This window comes from Alteromonas sp. R7 (assembly GCF_055755235.1).
The window spans coordinates 440385-454554 of sequence record NZ_JBVTQX010000003.1; the positions used below are offsets into that span (position 1 = coordinate 440385).

The window sequence follows — 14170 nt, forward strand, 5'->3', positions numbered from 1 at the left end:
CCTTTATTGAGGTTGATTTAAACCAAGCTCTTTTTGCATTTTCTTGGTTAACCCTAACGATACTAGTTTATAAGATGCGCTTAAATAGTATTTTAACGCTTCATCTTCATCACTCTCGCAATCGTACTGTTGTATCCATTTCATTCCACGACTAGCGAGATAGGGCGCAGGCCTATAGCCAGGCTTTTCTTCCAGAAAATAATAGTTTTGCTCAGATGTTTTAAAGGTAAAAGCAGGGTGTCCTTCCTTGCTAATGCTCCCTATAGCAAAGACTTTACCACCTACTTTCCATACTTCTGAATTACCCCACTGAACGACGTGAGTAGTGTGGGGGAGTGCTTTGCAATAGTGATTGAATTCATCAATGGTCATATGATTCTATTTATTGAAGAAGCTGACTAGTGGTTATTGTGATTAGTAAGCATCTTAATAAAGGTTTGGTTCATATCGCTACCCTCTTTTAAGAACTCGTAGTTAAGCAAGTGGTCTGCCCCTTGGTAGTTTATGTGCTTACACTTATGTTTAGTGCGCGCATTCATTTTTTCACAAACTGTTTCAGCCATAGTAGGCGAGGGCCAAATTTCATCGTTTTCGCCAGTCATTAACACAACATCGGCGCTGATTTTCTGTACAGGAATATTAGCTTTACCGTTGTCTGCTCGATTTTCTAAAGATTGCGTATAGAGATCTAGCAAACCATTAACTTCACCCGACGGGTTGAAAGGAGCAAACGCTAAGTCTTGCCCGTCGTAAGTCCAGCTGGAACCAGGCACTTTACTCCAATCTTTCAAAATACCCGCCCAAACAACAGAGCTAGGCGCAATAGCAACCACATTTGAAATACTTGGTTCTTTTGACGCTAGAAGAAGTGACAGTTCAGCGCCTTTCGACCAGCCAACTACAATAATGTCGTCCGGCGTGGTTTCTGGTTGCGATTTTAACCACGACATAGCCTGAATTACATATTCAAGAGGTATTCTCTCTAACTCTGGTGGTAAGCCTTCTTCCTTAAAATAAGCTAAAGCTAGGGTAGGGAATCCCGCTTCAACGATTGGACTAGCGAGCTTTTCTGGCACGCCGCCTTCGGATCCTCCAAGCACTAAAACGCCAACTTTACGTTCTTGTGACGCTGAAGAGTAATACGTAGCAACAAAACCATCATCTTCTATTTTTAGCGAGCGCGTAGAGGCTTCACACGAGAAAGAGACTAGCAAGGAAAAGAAAAAATAGATAAGTAAGGTTTGTGTTTTCATTTTTTTACCCGTTTTTTTAACATGAAATTAAGGTTGAGTACTCAACTGAAATAGCGCGCTCGATTATTCAATGGTCTTATGATTTTGTATATCGTTGCATATTTCGCAATGGATCCGCTTTTTAAAATTGTAAATGCGGCGAGCTGCAAATATAGAAATAGATATAAAAGCCCATGTAACCCCGAATTCAAGAGAGTAGGAAAAAGACTGGCCTTTAAAGTATTGAACACTGGCAAAAATAGTGGCCAGCAAGGGAAATGCGACTAGGTATTGTAAAGTCCATTTTTTTATAGGCATTGTCGTTCCTTCGTAAATTTTCAAAATATAGATTTAGACTATCACTAGTGTTCATCTACATATAAGCGTTGATAAAATGCGTGTCAATTTTAACCTTAAGATTGCTCATACATTTTAATAGGCATTCCATTTTCATTTCTGAGTATTCTTTTTGATTTTTTTCTTTCTAACTCAGCTTTCCATTCTGGCTTAATCACAAGATAGTAATAAACGATAAAGCCTAGCCATGATAATAAAAACGACATCAAGAACCAGATGACCTTGTTATTACCAGAAGCCTTTTTAGATATAAGTGCTAGAACCCAAGGTAGGATATTTATTGTGAAAAAAGAGATAAAAAGTACAAGTAAAAACGATAAGTTCATAAAATATCCTTTCTTATTAAACTATCTAATAGAGAACACGGCAGCCATCTAAGATGTGAAACTCGTGTGCGAAAATTAGAATCTACGTGTCGGGATCCGTGCTTACGTATTTCAACAGCCAGTTCGAGATCCTTACTAGTGTGCCTTCTGACCTTGGAAACATCAATGATTCTCCAACTCAGGCTTGGCGTAACTACTTTTAAAACTAAATGCATCCTGAGATTCTCCATTTTCCCGAAGATGGTCTAATTTAGTGATAGCTTCCTGAAGGGTTGGAATATGACCCTTCGGTATCCACCAAAGCACATAAGATGCTTCGCTTAAGGGCAAAAACCACTCTTTTTTACGCTTAAGGAAATCAATGTGATGCGTCTTGAACATGAAGTTCTTAAGGGACTCTACGCTTTCCCAAACAGACATGTTAACAATGATATCTGGGGTATTTTCTACCTCTATATTAGTGGCATCACCTGATTCGTCTTTCAAACGCCAGATAAATCCTGGACTTTGTTCAGCAATGGCGTTGATAGGGTCTAGGTTATTTACAAAGTCCGCCATTTCGGGGGACTCTAAGTTAAACCTGATTTTTCCAATATTCAATTGAGCGAGATGCATATTGTCTCCTTGACTTTTAACTTAGAGAACGCGTTTTATAAAGTTAGACTAGGTCTAGTACTTTGAAGTGTCTGTCTTGGAATTAGTTTACGCATTTTCCAAATAACTTACTTTTGAATGGAGAAAACGAATAGTTAGCTCCAATTTTAAAATAGTTGCTTGAGCAGTCTGCTCAGATGCCTGTTCAGCACATTGGCACCCAAAGAATCGGTGTAGGCCATCTTTAAAAGAATAAATAGGTTAACTGGTTCTTTTGAAAGGGGCGCTCGATTCATTATTTACCTTGATGCATAACGCCTAGCTAAACTGGCGCAAAATAGCAGGCTAAAATTAGCGACGAAGGAGCGCAAGCCTGCTGTTTTTCGTCCCTTGGTTAAAGCGTTTGTTATGTTTAAAACACTCTTAATTGTAAGGTTAAAGCTTAACATCTAACTCAGGCACACCAGTTAGAATTGGGGTTAATCGCCAACCATTTCTCAGATTACCGTGAGCCTCAGGGAAAAATAGAACACCAGACTTTTTAATCGCTTTATTGGATATAAAACGTTTTAATTTTTTAAAGACATCTTTAGAGCGCTGAGTTTCACAAAAGCCATCAATCGTACTTTGTAAAATTGTACTTCCCTCAACCTTATCTAAACCACTACCCTAGGTGGTTTACCATGAAAGTCCAAGTACAGTTTTTTGAGATTATCTGGGACGAGAGGCCAGCCACGTTCAATACCTTCTTTGGTACCTTTCCAGAATAAGTGCTCTGTATAATATACATCTATGTACTCGAATTCTGCTTCGGTTGCAGTATCTAGTTTCTCGCTCATGTACTGCAACTGCTCAAGTGCTTCTTCTAAGTCGCCTTGGTTTAACAAAATAGTCGTCAAATTTGCGAACTCTCCCATTAGAAATGTAAGCGCCCAACTCTCATGTTTTTCCATAAGAGGAACAACGTCAGGAAACTTAGTGCGGATCTCTTTTAAGAATCGTCTTATTTCTGATTTAGCCATTGATTTCTCAGAAGCTTCTAACATTAAGCTAAGAGGCGCATATGCGCTGAGCATAATGGCGAAGCGGCCCCGTATATATGCCTTCTAGTGACCAACGGGAACGGCTTTATTTGTTTGTTACATCGCAAGACCTCTGAACCTCCCTAAGACCTTTTTATCGGGTATTTGACAATGCTTTGTACCACCGAAAAGCTTAATACGGTTGCGGGCAAAAATTCTGTAGAAGAAGTCTCTAAAAGAACGCGGCAAGATTTTAGTTACACCGAATAAAAACCAGAACCCAGTTAAGTCTTTTGCGATTTCTAGTGCAGCGTCAGACCAAAGAAAAACGTTTCCGTTCTTAACTAACATAAAAGTATCAACACCTACAGTATCAACTTTGTAACGTTTGATAACTTCTTGAGCGTATTCTGATTGCATTGGTGAGAATATAAAACGTTCACTTTTGTCGCGCTTCAAAATAAAGGCAACTGCTCCATTACAGAAGTTACACACCCCATCGTAAATAACTAAATCATCATCTTCCATCGAACTATCCCGCGATATAACGCTAAGCTTTGGGGCAGTGACCAAAGGGAACGCGTTAGGCGCCTCGTTAAACACAAGTTTCAGCTAACGAAGTGCTGGCTTGCGATGTGTTTGAAAACATTTTCTCCATACTTTGTTTTAGAACCATTACTTCCTTGGCCCTATTCTCGTTAAGAATTTGATGGCCAAGCTCTAGTAATTCGATGCGTGTTCTGACGAAACTACAGATGGCTTGTTTTGCGTTTTCTAATTCACCATTTTCTATTTGTTGATGAACAGAAGAAAGATGAATAATGCTGTTATATAACTCTGTAGAGTTTGAACTAGCGCCCGCCGACGTACTGATATATGCGCCGAGAAATAATCCCGAAGTAAAAATGACTATTGAGAATAGTGAACAAATAATCTTATGTTTCATTCAATACTTCCTTGTGCATAACGCCTAAATATGGGGCACAAACAGGCAGGCTATAATGGCGAAGCCGCCTAGCTGTTTGTGTCCCAGCCCGACTGCGGGCGACATAAATTTTTTGTTAGGTGATTTACCTTTGAGCACAATACAACAGTTATTTGAAAATGTTAAAGATACTGATTGCACTAGCAATATCCCCTAGGTCATTAAAAAATCCAAAAATTTTAAACACTGTTATGTATGCCCCTGGATTTGTTAAACCACTTATGGAAATTAAAGTAAATATGCCTGTTCCGACGAGATAGGAAATATTGGTGTTACTAAACTCTTGAACATGAGACAAAACGAAGAAAGTGCCATAACCGAAAAAGAGTGAAAACGGTAACGAACATAAGAAACCTAAGAACAGAATTTTTAATTTTTGAAGCATAACCATCCCTAGTCACCTAACTTTTAAACAAGGGGCGATAACGAGTAGGGCATTATGGCGAAGCGACCCTGTGTGTTAGCGTCCCAGTGGGCTTTAGCCTACGACTTGATTTTTTTGTTATACATAAAATGTTGAGAAAAGGGTAGTGGCGCCAATAGAAACTATTACGGTAACAATTAATGCAACAATCGCTTTAGATAGAAGAATTGTTCCGTGCTTTAGGCCATAAAATTTATAGGCGTACACCGGAACACCAATGAAGCCTATTAATGCACAAAACAAGGGATACATTCTGAGCTGTGTATGCCCATTCTCTCTACCGTGTTGTTTGGACCAAATGAAGAGGCAAATTGCTACGAAAATCGTATGAATGTGGTAGGTGAAGAGCTCGATGCCCTGAATAATTAAAAGGTATTCGTCCACTAATGAAGAAAGGATAAATGAAACAAAAATTATAAAAATTGTTTTGTGTGATGATTTCATAGTTTATGTATAACTTTAAGCTAAGGGGCGCTAGCCTGTGGGCTATAATCCGAACGAAGCGAGTCAGCCCACATGGCAGCGTCCAAGCGACCGGAGGGAGTGGCTTGAGCGTATTGTTAGCCGCGTTCGTGCCAATACCCTGGTTTTCGGTGGTTGTGCATAATAGCTACCACACTAATTTCCCTTTTTCGATAATTTTATAAATAATAGAGTATGGGAGCCTGCTTAAGGCAAAGCGTCGATGAGTTCGCCCCATTTTTGTCCATGCCGATGGCAAAGAGCTAACTGAATCGATGGCTTCCTTTAGTTCTTGAGTAAATTCGTGACCCAACCCCAATGACTGTTCTTGATACCAATCAAACGACCCTTTTATTTCCCTTTTAACCTCTGGGTGAAAGGGAACAGGTAGCATTTTTTAATTAAGATCCTTTTCTATCTCTTCCCAACTAATGCTTTTTACCGCACCAAACTCTAGCTCTGCGCTGCGAGATTCTGCAAGTTTTACCCACTCGGATTCCACATCGCTATCAATCTTGGTATCCATAGCCGTTAAAAGACAGTGGGCAGCAAGTGCTTTCTCTTTAGTACTGAGTTGCTCGATATTTTCAAGCATCACTTTCAATGCATCAGACATAAAATAACTCCCATTGGGTATGATTTGATATTACCACTAAAAAAGAGAAGTGAAAGGCTGGATTTACAAGTAGCGGGTAACACCCACATAAGGGGCAGTAATGCGTGGGCTAAAATTTAGAGCGAAGCGACAGAGCCCACGTGTTACTGTCCCAGCGAGTGGCTTAATGTGATTGTTATGTTTAACGCTTTGGACGACGCCCGCCACTTTTTAAACATGCCTCCATAGACTGATATGGAGTGTAGTTCTTTGTCTTGGAATAGTGAGTACTACCTTTAGCGTGACATATGCCGCTCTTGCTTTTTTTAACAGGTGGCTCCTCTGCCAAAACAATCTGCGGTGATAAACCTAAAAATAAAGCTAACAATACTGCCAAGGACTTCTTATAAAAACTGGGGTTCATGGAATGTTCCTCCTTAAACATAACTTTTCAATAACGGGCGCAGGCACGTAGGGCAAAATGGCGAAGCCGCCCTGCGTGTATGCGTCCCAACGAGCGACAGCGAGTGACTTTATTTGTTTGTTATGTGCCTTAGCCACAAATAACCTCGTTACCATTTTTTATTTTGATTTCAAAGCGTTTACGGACTTCGTTGCCAGTAACATAGCCACAACTGCCTTGTAGAGCAAAGCCATTTTTGAATACAAATCTATATTCATATGTGCCATCGGATTGCCCCAATGAATAATAAATTGTATTTTTTTGACCCGGCCCAAGTGGTCCAAAATTCATTTCAGAACTGGGTACATGGACTTCTGCCTCGAGGACTTCGAATTTAGTTAAGTTCTCTACTGTTACACTAGGCATTAAAACTATGCCAATAGTTAAAGTGGCAACAGCTAGGGTAAAGACCAGAATTGAAGTTTTTATAACTGCATTCATTTGAGTTTCAGTGGCACATAACACCCAAATAAGGGGCACAAACATGGCGGTTATAATCGGAGCGAAGCGACACAACTGCCATGTTTGTGTCCCAGCGAGCGACTTAATTTTTTTGTTATGTACGTTCTAATTCAAACTTGCAGGTGTATTGCAAACTTGTAGGCGATTCACTTTTGTCCAAATCTGAGAGCGCTTTGAAACGCCACTTGGTGAGAGCTTTTTCACAAGCACGAAGAAAGTTAGAGTTTGAGCACTGCAACGGTTTTACGTTTGCTGGCGCAGAACCAAATTTTTCTTGGTCGATTAAATCGAATGATACTTTACAGCTACCTTCAATTCCGTTTTGGAACTCGTAGTCAGGGTACATAGCCGTAATCATGATTATTGGCTTGATAGTACTTCTGTTCTCAACTGCCGAGTTGCTGACCGTATTATCATTGCTGGTAGGAGCGGTTGACTGGCAGCCAAGCAAGCCCCAAATTAGCAGTATTAAAACTACAAATTTATTCATCTTCATCCTTAAAGTACATAACGCCCGCTTAAGCGGACGGAAATAGTTGGCTAAAATTGTGAGGAACGAACAATAGCCAACTGTTGACGTTCCGACTTTAAGCGCTTGTTAAGAGGCTATTTTACTTTGTTCTTTTGCTAGCTCATCAACTTCATAAATGTTCAAAAAGTACTTGAATTCAGCGTTAGCAAGCCTTCTCTCTAACATATTCTTCATTTCATCTGAAGGATCTTCTGTAGCAATACCTAGAATTAAAGAAAAGCCTCTTTTTTCTGAATCACTCAGGGATGAATAAAACGAATCGAACCTAGAAAAAAGCCTGTTCCACCCATTCGCATTAAATGTATTCTTATTTAATACCTTTACCTCTATGGCAGTAATGTTATCACCATTTTTAATTACGCCATCAAAAGGAAAACGTTGTCCACCTTTTTCAAAGACCATGTTACGATCAATTACTTGCCCAAGTTTTGACTCAATTTTGTTTAGGACCATATCAGCCATTAAATAGCCTTCTTCATACCGCAACTTGGATAAACTACGCATTATTTCCTTGTGCTTTGACCTTTCTTCTTTATTTCTAATTTTTCCGGTACTCGCCTTCATCACAGAGTCATCGACAAAACTTTCAACATCCGCAGCATCTGAGTTAATACCTAATGTATCAGCAGCAATATCACCTTTACTATCGATGATGCCGTCACTGAAATCCTCGTTAAACTTATTTATAAGATCTGTTGGTGTAGCTTTTGTTAATCGAACAAAGTGCTCTTCATCTTTAAAGTCTGAAGGCGCGTAAAGGACTTTATAATTCCAATTTAAAGTAATAAAAAACAGAATCACCAAGGAAAATGGAAAAGTCATTAGAAACCAAATAAAAGTTTCCTGATTCTCTGGAGAAATGCGCGGCAGCACCATCGTTCCACTTATTTCAGCGATTCCCGCAAAAATAGCAATCACAGATAATGGGTTTTTCACAATACCTATTTTACTTTGCAAATTGACCTCTCCATGTGAATGTATGCCTCTTAACGCTAAGCTAACGGGCACAAACATGCGGCGCGAAAATGGCGAAGCCGCCGCGTGTTTGTGTCCCAGTGACCAAAGGGAGCGAGTTAAGCGCCTTGTTATGCCGCGTTTTTTGCATGTTTTACACTGTTGATAAAGTTGTCCGGTGAGTTTACACCTAAATACACGTCCGTTTTTCCGTTTATAGGCGAACAGAGTTTTATTGCAACATTTGGAACACCAGAATAGTTGAATCGTTTGACGTTGCTTGAGCGTTTCACAAACGCATTGTTTGGGCATATTACTGAAACATTGCTCAGTGGAATTGTAAAGGGCGCATATACCCCGTAACGAATGATTAAATTATTCCCATGAATTGAAACAGGCCGCTTGCCGACGGCTTTGTATTCTGCAAAGAAAAATACTAACCCAAACAAAGTAAGTCCCGTTGCAATGTTTGCTGCGGTACTTGACCATAAAAAGTGAAGGAGCAGATGAACGAGAGGAATTTCGATAACGATAAGTAGAATAAAACCTAAAAGGTTGCTGTGAGCGCCATCCTTTTTATCGTAGTAAAAATGCTGATTGCCGCGATAAGCGCTACTTTGTATTTGGGACGCAAAAAGTGCAAAGCTCCAAACGCGTCCTTCGAGTGAAAGGATTGAGCTGAACAAAGAGGAGCCAAAAACTTTTTCGATAGGATTAGCGACCGCTAAATCTGGATCTTCTTTTTTCGCAAGCGAAGCGCGAACGGCTAAACATACTGTAACCAGTGCTGAAAGCTCTAAAACAAGAATAATGGCCAACACAAAATAACGACCACTTTCGAGAAAATGGAAAATAACTTTGTTTTGTTCGGGAATGCTAAAGCTTCCAATGTATACAGAGGTGCAACATAAAATGGCCGCTTTCAGTAACGCTTTTTGTTTATCTGATTCGCAAAGGAAGCACAAGATTGGAAGCACCAAGAGAGCGTCAAGCATAAACAGCCACTCATGTTTCGCGTTTCCGTATTCGTTGAGAGCGTTTGATGATGTGTAATAATACCCCCACCAAATCGATAAAAGGGTTAAAAACGCTAGTGGGATTTTGCTTTTAATACTCGGTTTCATAACATCCTTTGAGCGGCATAACACCCCACTAAGGGGCGATAACACATGGGCTAAAATTAGGAACGAAGTGACGCAGCCCATGTGTTAGCGTCCCAGCGAGCGAAGCGAGAGGCTTGAGTGTTTTGTTATGTGGCACGCTTAAAATAACCGATTGAGTAATACAAACTAACCAAAAATAAACTAACTAAATACGCAAACGCAACACGTGGATAGAGATTGTCCTGAACACAATGTAATTGCCGACGTGAATTAATTATTTGAGAGCAGTCGATATTTGTTGATACCGAATAAGCTAAAAATAAAACTGAAGCCAGCAAAGATAAGGTACAAAAGACGACAATCAAAAAACGAATTTGGGTAGCTAGCCAATAGATAAAGCAAGCCCCAGCGACAATTGGAACAGAATCAGCTACAGCAGGCCTAGGGTATTGATAAAAAGATATGCAGCCTATGACGAATAGCATACCTGCAAACCCAATCCATGTACCTAAAAATTCGAAGTCTCTATCACCATGAAAGCTTTTGAGGTTTAGTTTTACTTTGTACCTTTGCATGATCCTTTGCCACATAACGCCCCGCTTAGGGGCAATAACACGTAGGCTAAAATACCAAGCGAAGCGCAGGGAGCCTACGTGTTATTGTCCCAGGGAGCTTGCGACCGACTACAGCGGGTTGTTAGGTGACGGCTTTCTACGAAGAAAGTGAGCACCGATAAAACCAACACCAAGAGCTAACAAGAATATATGCAAATAAATACCAGTGACAACACTTTGATTGAGAAAGCTTAGAGTTGAATAAGTATTTGAAAAGCAGATATTACCAGAAAGCTTACACTCTACAGTGGTTTGAGCAGGCAATAGTTTTTGCGAGTAAACCAAAATACCAGTTGGTGGGTTAGTGTGGTGGATGAATAATTCAGGGCCGTTGGCGCGAAACCCTTGATTAGGGTCCGTAAAAGCTTTCTCGGACACTTGAAAAGAACTTTCTTTGCCGTTAATCCAAGCCGAGAAAAGCGTCCAATCGCTAAATACATCTGCTGTTAGAGAGCCTAGGCCAAAGATAAAAAACGCTAAACCAATCTTAAACAAGTCAAATCCCTACACCGTTACCTAATGCCTACATATGGGGCACAAACAGGTAGGCTATAATGGCGAAGCCGCCTACTTGTTTGTGTCCCAGCCCGCTTGCGGGCGCCATAATTTTTTTGTTATGTGCAATTGTTAATTAGACAAGCGAAGCACGTACAAACTACCAAGTATAGTAACAAATAAACCTATACCAATTAGCCCAATAGGTTTTTCATACCATGCTTTTTTTGTAGTTTTTTCTTGAATAGCTGCCTTCGTATTTTCTACGGCAACCTTTAGATCTTCGTGTATGAATGTACCAGGTTTCGCTTCTTGAAGGTGTCTTCGAAGTATCGCATCAAAACTGTGTAAGTCTTTTAGCTTCGCTTCTGATAAAAACTTTCCTTTTGTTAAAGCGATTAGTTCATCTCGTTGAAAAGAACTTGATTCAAAGCTGAGTTTTTTCATCGAGCCTCCTTGCACATAACGGCCCGCATAACGGGCAAAAATACGTAGGCTATAATACCGAGCGAAGCGAAGGGAGCCTACGTGTTTTTGTCCCAGCGAGCTTGCGAGCGAGTTTATGCGATTGTTAGGTGCGTGTTTAAACAATCCTTGAATTGACCTTTTCTGACTGCAGCCCTAGCTTGGCATCCTTTGCGATTTTAGAATAAGTCAATGCATGGCCTTTGTCACTTTGCGACAAATATATCTCTGAGATTTCCGTAGCAACTGATTCAATGTATTCAAGCAATTCGTACTTTTGTGCTAACTCAAGAGCCACAAAATACGCAGTTAACTGCTCCCCACTGTCAATGGTGAAGTCAGCCAAAGTTTCCCACTGAAACGGATGATCCAAAGTTGAGTTTTTGTGTGTTTCGCAGATGTCTCTTAGCTTATTGTGCGCTTCCCAGTAAACCTTTTTAGAAGGCTCGCTGGTCATAGTCAAAGCGAGTTCTAGTATTTGTTCATAGAAAGGTGGTTTGAATGTCATTGAAGCACCTAACTTTTAAATAAGGGGCGCAGGCATGTGGGGCATAATGGCGAAGCCGCCCCGCATGTATGCGTCCCAGCGAACGAAGTGAGTGACTTAATTTTTTTGTTAGAAGCCTGCACGCCGTTGTTCCTTAAGAGGATCGTGTGGATTTACATTACCACCAAATGTTTGTTTATACACCTTGCCTAAGTCTGACGTGATTTCCAACGTTACCAGATAGGGGGAGCCCAGAGCCGAACGCCAATAGTGATACTGCTTTTGATATTGTTCATTAAAGCTAAAACTAACAGTAGCTGACGTAAGCCATGATGAGGGAATCTTATGAGAGTTCAGCATATTAATGAGTGATTTCCGCATGCTTTTAGCAAAAGGTTCGAGGTGGTTTTTTACGCTGTTATGCTCTATTTCTAACAGATTAATTGATATAGAAGAGATGTTCTGTTGCTGTGCGAGCAAGCATAGTTGTCCTGTAGCCCAGTAACCAAGATGATCGTTATTGCGGTTATTTAGCATGTGAGCAAAGTTTCTTACAATTCCTTTGAACTCTGAACGACGAGCCATGATTCTCCTTGGCTTCTAACACCCACATAAGGGGCAGTAACGCGTGGGCTAAAATTTGGAGCGAAGCGACAGAGCCCACGTGTTACTGTCCCAGCGAGCCTGCGAGCGACTTAATGTGATTGTTAGGTCTCGCGTTAGACCATACACTTACTACTACTATCTACTAAACTTTTAAGCAATTCGAGAGGAATAAATCCTTTAGCTTTTATATGGTTACCGTCCATATTTTGTAGATTAATACACTTCTGTCTATTTCTTTGACCTATTGTAAAGTTGCCATGAGAAAAGCTATTTCGCAAATGTCTGAGAAGATCCTTAGGTTTAGTATCTTTTCTTACAAACCAAAAAGCGCCACTATATTTCTTTGTTTCGGAGATGAATTTAGTATCTAATGCTAGTTTTAGTTTTGCTGTACTTTCGAACGATTTAATACTAAAGCTATTCTGAGAGCAGAAGTCATCCAGGTCTCCTATTTTCATTAAGAATTTATTATCACACCATTCCAATTCCCACGGTAAAACTACAAAACGATAGAAGAAATATAAATTTTCCTTTCCAGACTTGTATTGCGATATAGATTTACTCAAAGCTTTCCTTGCGATACCTAACTTTTCAATAACGGGCGCAGGCACGTGGGGCATAATGGCGAAGCCGCCCCGCGTGTATGCGTCCCAGCGAACACAGTGAGTGAGTTTATTGAGTTGTTATATGCCATTGTTAATGACTACCATCTGACCCAGCTCCGCTACTGTCTCTGTTGCCACCACCAAATTCAGAATACTTCTTAGTTGGTTGATCCTGACTTTTATTAAACTGCCAAAGAGCAACTGCTCCAATGATTGGAATTAACTAAGCAATAATTATTTGAGCGATTTTTTGAACAGAGTCTAAGTCTTCTCTTTTAGCTAAGAATACTGATACTGCAATGCTAAGTACTAAGTATGTGACTAATGCAGAGTAAATAAAAAGAGAATCCATTTCACAATTTTCCGTGGCTTATAACACCCACATAAGGGGCAGTAATACGTGGGCTAAAATCCGAGCGAAGCGACAGAGCCCACGTGTTACTGTCCCAGCGAAGCGACTTAATATGATTGTTAGACTTCACCTCATGCGATGTTGTAACTCTGTATCACCAGTGCATTCTATATAAAGTTTTTGAAACTTATCCTTTATATCAGGAAGCTCATCTAACGCATACTCGCAAAAACCTTCAGCATAGTGTTCTCCCTTTGGAGTTTCATGAATGAAGTCAAACACCCCATGTCTAAGATGTTGAAGTTCAGCAACTCCTTTACCATATTCTATGCTCCTGGAATAAAAATCCTCATCTAATTCTGCTATTTCGGTAATCAATTGAGTAAAGACTTGGTCCTTTATTTCAGGAACAAAAATACCACCGCCACCACCATCTGGGCGAACGTACTCAAATCGTTCCGTTCCTGAAGTAGAACTAATGATTTGATATAAGGTTTCTGGGGGCATTTCTTTAACTTTTTTAACTATACTCTCGATCTGTTTCCAAACCCAATAATTGAGTTTTATCTCCTCAGCCAATATTGTCTTTAGTGCCTTTATTTTCCGATTTTTCGATGCATTTTTACGGTAGGCTTCCAATACTTCTTTTATGATGAAAAGTGTAATTGCGACAATCGCGCCTATTGATAGTGGATTCATATTATCTGTCATATCAAGATGATTGAACTCTTCAATTGCTAGAAAGAAAAGGCTAAATAGAAAGTAAGCAAAAGCTATCGCGGTTATGCCAAAAATAGCACCGAAAATTTCTGGTAATAAAGTCCTAAGAATGTTCAAGACAAGAGATTCCAAACGTGAAGTCTAACTTTTCAATAACGGGCGCAGGCACGTAGGGCATAATGGCGAAGCCGCCCTGCGTGTATGCGTCCCAGCGAACGAAGTGAGTGAGTTTATTGACTTGATAATCATTGAGCCTCCTCCCTATCAGCATAAACAGAGTTTATCCTAATAGGCGACCAAACCAAGGGAGAAAAC

At 40.2% G+C, this 14170-nt stretch carries 22 protein-coding genes; 1 reads left to right on the plus strand and 21 read right to left on the minus strand.

Annotated elements, in window-relative coordinates:
- Window positions 1-3: 3 nt before the first annotated feature.
- The 7 genes from AC0J2X_RS07595 to AC0J2X_RS07625 form a co-directional block, all read right to left on the minus strand.
- Window positions 4-372: an MmcQ/YjbR family DNA-binding protein gene (locus tag AC0J2X_RS07595; RefSeq protein ID WP_278711970.1), complete on the minus strand. Its 369-nt coding sequence runs from the start codon at window positions 370-372 to the stop codon at window positions 4-6.
- A 26-nt stretch (window positions 373-398) separates the two neighbouring features.
- The gene (locus AC0J2X_RS07600; protein WP_278711971.1) at window positions 399-1253 is read right to left on the minus strand and encodes an acyl-CoA thioester hydrolase/BAAT C-terminal domain-containing protein; all 855 of its coding nucleotides are present in this window, start codon (window positions 1251-1253) and stop codon (window positions 399-401) included.
- A 392-nt stretch (window positions 1254-1645) separates the two neighbouring features.
- Entirely contained in the window at window positions 1646-1915 is a 270-nt protein-coding gene (locus AC0J2X_RS07605) for a hypothetical protein (RefSeq protein ID WP_014949705.1), read from the minus strand.
- A 162-nt stretch (window positions 1916-2077) separates the two neighbouring features.
- Window positions 2078-2530 (minus strand): DUF3291 domain-containing protein, encoded by a 453-nt coding sequence (locus AC0J2X_RS07610; protein ID WP_278711972.1) that lies wholly within the window; start codon window positions 2528-2530, stop codon window positions 2078-2080.
- 635 nt (window positions 2531-3165) lie between these two features.
- On the minus strand, window positions 3166-3531 hold the full coding sequence (locus AC0J2X_RS07615; protein ID WP_156078439.1) for a DUF7674 family protein: 366 nt from the start codon (window positions 3529-3531) through the stop codon (window positions 3166-3168).
- Window positions 3532-3648: 117 nt separating this feature from the next.
- Window positions 3649-4059 (minus strand): thiol-disulfide oxidoreductase DCC family protein, encoded by a 411-nt coding sequence (locus tag AC0J2X_RS07620; protein ID WP_156078438.1) that lies wholly within the window; start codon window positions 4057-4059, stop codon window positions 3649-3651.
- A 67-nt stretch (window positions 4060-4126) separates the two neighbouring features.
- On the minus strand, window positions 4127-4477 hold the full coding sequence (locus AC0J2X_RS07625) for a hypothetical protein (RefSeq protein WP_278711973.1): 351 nt from the start codon (window positions 4475-4477) through the stop codon (window positions 4127-4129).
- Window positions 4478-5421: 944 nt separating this feature from the next.
- Here AC0J2X_RS07625 and AC0J2X_RS07630 point away from each other — a divergent pair.
- The gene (locus tag AC0J2X_RS07630; RefSeq protein ID WP_462557925.1) at window positions 5422-5547 is read left to right on the plus strand and encodes a hypothetical protein; all 126 of its coding nucleotides are present in this window, start codon (window positions 5422-5424) and stop codon (window positions 5545-5547) included.
- A 3-nt stretch (window positions 5548-5550) separates the two neighbouring features.
- On the opposite strand, the gene AC0J2X_RS07635 is transcribed toward AC0J2X_RS07630, so the two are convergent.
- The 14 genes from AC0J2X_RS07635 to AC0J2X_RS07700 form a co-directional block, all read right to left on the minus strand.
- Window positions 5551-5796, minus strand: a complete 246-nt coding sequence (locus AC0J2X_RS07635) for a type II toxin-antitoxin system RelE/ParE family toxin (protein ID WP_462557923.1) — start codon at window positions 5794-5796, stop codon at window positions 5551-5553.
- A gap of 3 nt (window positions 5797-5799) precedes the next feature.
- A complete protein-coding gene (locus AC0J2X_RS07640) occupies window positions 5800-6018 on the minus strand; it encodes an addiction module protein (RefSeq protein WP_472995912.1) in 219 nt (72 codons plus the stop codon).
- A gap of 181 nt (window positions 6019-6199) precedes the next feature.
- Window positions 6200-6421 (minus strand): hypothetical protein, encoded by a 222-nt coding sequence (locus AC0J2X_RS07645; RefSeq protein WP_472995913.1) that lies wholly within the window; start codon window positions 6419-6421, stop codon window positions 6200-6202.
- Between the two features lie 129 nt (window positions 6422-6550).
- Window positions 6551-6901, minus strand: coding sequence for a hypothetical protein (locus tag AC0J2X_RS07650; RefSeq protein WP_472995914.1), 351 nt, complete (start codon window positions 6899-6901; stop codon window positions 6551-6553).
- A 115-nt stretch (window positions 6902-7016) separates the two neighbouring features.
- Entirely contained in the window at window positions 7017-7412 is a 396-nt protein-coding gene (locus AC0J2X_RS07655) for an energy transducer TonB (protein ID WP_472995915.1), read from the minus strand.
- 108 nt (window positions 7413-7520) lie between these two features.
- Entirely contained in the window at window positions 7521-8411 is an 891-nt protein-coding gene (locus AC0J2X_RS07660; protein ID WP_472995916.1) for a hypothetical protein, read from the minus strand.
- Between the two features lie 128 nt (window positions 8412-8539).
- Window positions 8540-9229, minus strand: coding sequence for a hypothetical protein (locus tag AC0J2X_RS07665; protein WP_472995917.1), 690 nt, complete (start codon window positions 9227-9229; stop codon window positions 8540-8542).
- A gap of 428 nt (window positions 9230-9657) precedes the next feature.
- Window positions 9658-10086 (minus strand): hypothetical protein, encoded by a 429-nt coding sequence (locus AC0J2X_RS07670; protein WP_472995918.1) that lies wholly within the window; start codon window positions 10084-10086, stop codon window positions 9658-9660.
- A gap of 108 nt (window positions 10087-10194) precedes the next feature.
- Window positions 10195-10620, minus strand: a complete 426-nt coding sequence (locus AC0J2X_RS07675; protein ID WP_472995919.1) for a hypothetical protein — start codon at window positions 10618-10620, stop codon at window positions 10195-10197.
- Between the two features lie 132 nt (window positions 10621-10752).
- Window positions 10753-11067, minus strand: coding sequence for a hypothetical protein (locus tag AC0J2X_RS07680; RefSeq protein ID WP_472995920.1), 315 nt, complete (start codon window positions 11065-11067; stop codon window positions 10753-10755).
- Window positions 11068-11203: 136 nt separating this feature from the next.
- A complete protein-coding gene (locus tag AC0J2X_RS07685; protein WP_472995921.1) occupies window positions 11204-11593 on the minus strand; it encodes a hypothetical protein in 390 nt (129 codons plus the stop codon).
- Window positions 11594-11701: 108 nt separating this feature from the next.
- A complete protein-coding gene (locus AC0J2X_RS07690; RefSeq protein ID WP_370244719.1) occupies window positions 11702-12157 on the minus strand; it encodes a hypothetical protein in 456 nt (151 codons plus the stop codon).
- Between the two features lie 134 nt (window positions 12158-12291).
- Window positions 12292-12798 (minus strand): hypothetical protein, encoded by a 507-nt coding sequence (locus AC0J2X_RS07695; RefSeq protein WP_472995922.1) that lies wholly within the window; start codon window positions 12796-12798, stop codon window positions 12292-12294.
- Between the two features lie 463 nt (window positions 12799-13261).
- A complete protein-coding gene (locus AC0J2X_RS07700; RefSeq protein WP_156086480.1) occupies window positions 13262-13987 on the minus strand; it encodes a hypothetical protein in 726 nt (241 codons plus the stop codon).
- Between the last annotated feature and the right edge of the window lie 183 nt (window positions 13988-14170).

Excerpts from the sequence above, each read along its gene's own strand:
- AC0J2X_RS07595 (WP_278711970.1), bottom strand. The coding sequence starts at position 372 with ATGACCATTGATGAATTCAATCACTATTGCAAAGCACTCCCCCACACT.
- AC0J2X_RS07600 (WP_278711971.1), bottom strand. The coding sequence starts at position 1,253 with ATGAAAACACAAACCTTACTTATCTATTTTTTCTTTTCCTTGCTAGTC.
- AC0J2X_RS07605 (WP_014949705.1), bottom strand. The coding sequence starts at position 1,915 with ATGAACTTATCGTTTTTACTTGTACTTTTTATCTCTTTTTTCACAATA.
- AC0J2X_RS07610 (WP_278711972.1), bottom strand. The coding sequence starts at position 2,530 with ATGCATCTCGCTCAATTGAATATTGGAAAAATCAGGTTTAACTTAGAG.
- AC0J2X_RS07615 (WP_156078439.1), bottom strand. The coding sequence starts at position 3,531 with ATGGCTAAATCAGAAATAAGACGATTCTTAAAAGAGATCCGCACTAAG.
- AC0J2X_RS07620 (WP_156078438.1), bottom strand. The coding sequence starts at position 4,059 with ATGGAAGATGATGATTTAGTTATTTACGATGGGGTGTGTAACTTCTGT.
- AC0J2X_RS07625 (WP_278711973.1), bottom strand. The coding sequence starts at position 4,477 with ATGAAACATAAGATTATTTGTTCACTATTCTCAATAGTCATTTTTACT.
- AC0J2X_RS07635 (WP_462557923.1), bottom strand. The coding sequence starts at position 5,796 with ATGCTACCTGTTCCCTTTCACCCAGAGGTTAAAAGGGAAATAAAAGGG.
- AC0J2X_RS07640 (WP_472995912.1), bottom strand. The coding sequence starts at position 6,018 with ATGTCTGATGCATTGAAAGTGATGCTTGAAAATATCGAGCAACTCAGT.
- AC0J2X_RS07645 (WP_472995913.1), bottom strand. The coding sequence starts at position 6,421 with ATGAACCCCAGTTTTTATAAGAAGTCCTTGGCAGTATTGTTAGCTTTA.
- AC0J2X_RS07650 (WP_472995914.1), bottom strand. The coding sequence starts at position 6,901 with ATGAATGCAGTTATAAAAACTTCAATTCTGGTCTTTACCCTAGCTGTT.
- AC0J2X_RS07655 (WP_472995915.1), bottom strand. The coding sequence starts at position 7,412 with ATGAATAAATTTGTAGTTTTAATACTGCTAATTTGGGGCTTGCTTGGC.
- AC0J2X_RS07670 (WP_472995918.1), bottom strand. The coding sequence starts at position 10,086 with ATGCAAAGGTACAAAGTAAAACTAAACCTCAAAAGCTTTCATGGTGAT.
- AC0J2X_RS07680 (WP_472995920.1), bottom strand. The coding sequence starts at position 11,067 with ATGAAAAAACTCAGCTTTGAATCAAGTTCTTTTCAACGAGATGAACTA.
- AC0J2X_RS07685 (WP_472995921.1), bottom strand. The coding sequence starts at position 11,593 with ATGACATTCAAACCACCTTTCTATGAACAAATACTAGAACTCGCTTTG.
- AC0J2X_RS07690 (WP_370244719.1), bottom strand. The coding sequence starts at position 12,157 with ATGGCTCGTCGTTCAGAGTTCAAAGGAATTGTAAGAAACTTTGCTCAC.
- AC0J2X_RS07695 (WP_472995922.1), bottom strand. The coding sequence starts at position 12,798 with ATGCCCCACGTGCCTGCGCCCGTTATTGAAAAGTTAGGTATCGCAAGG.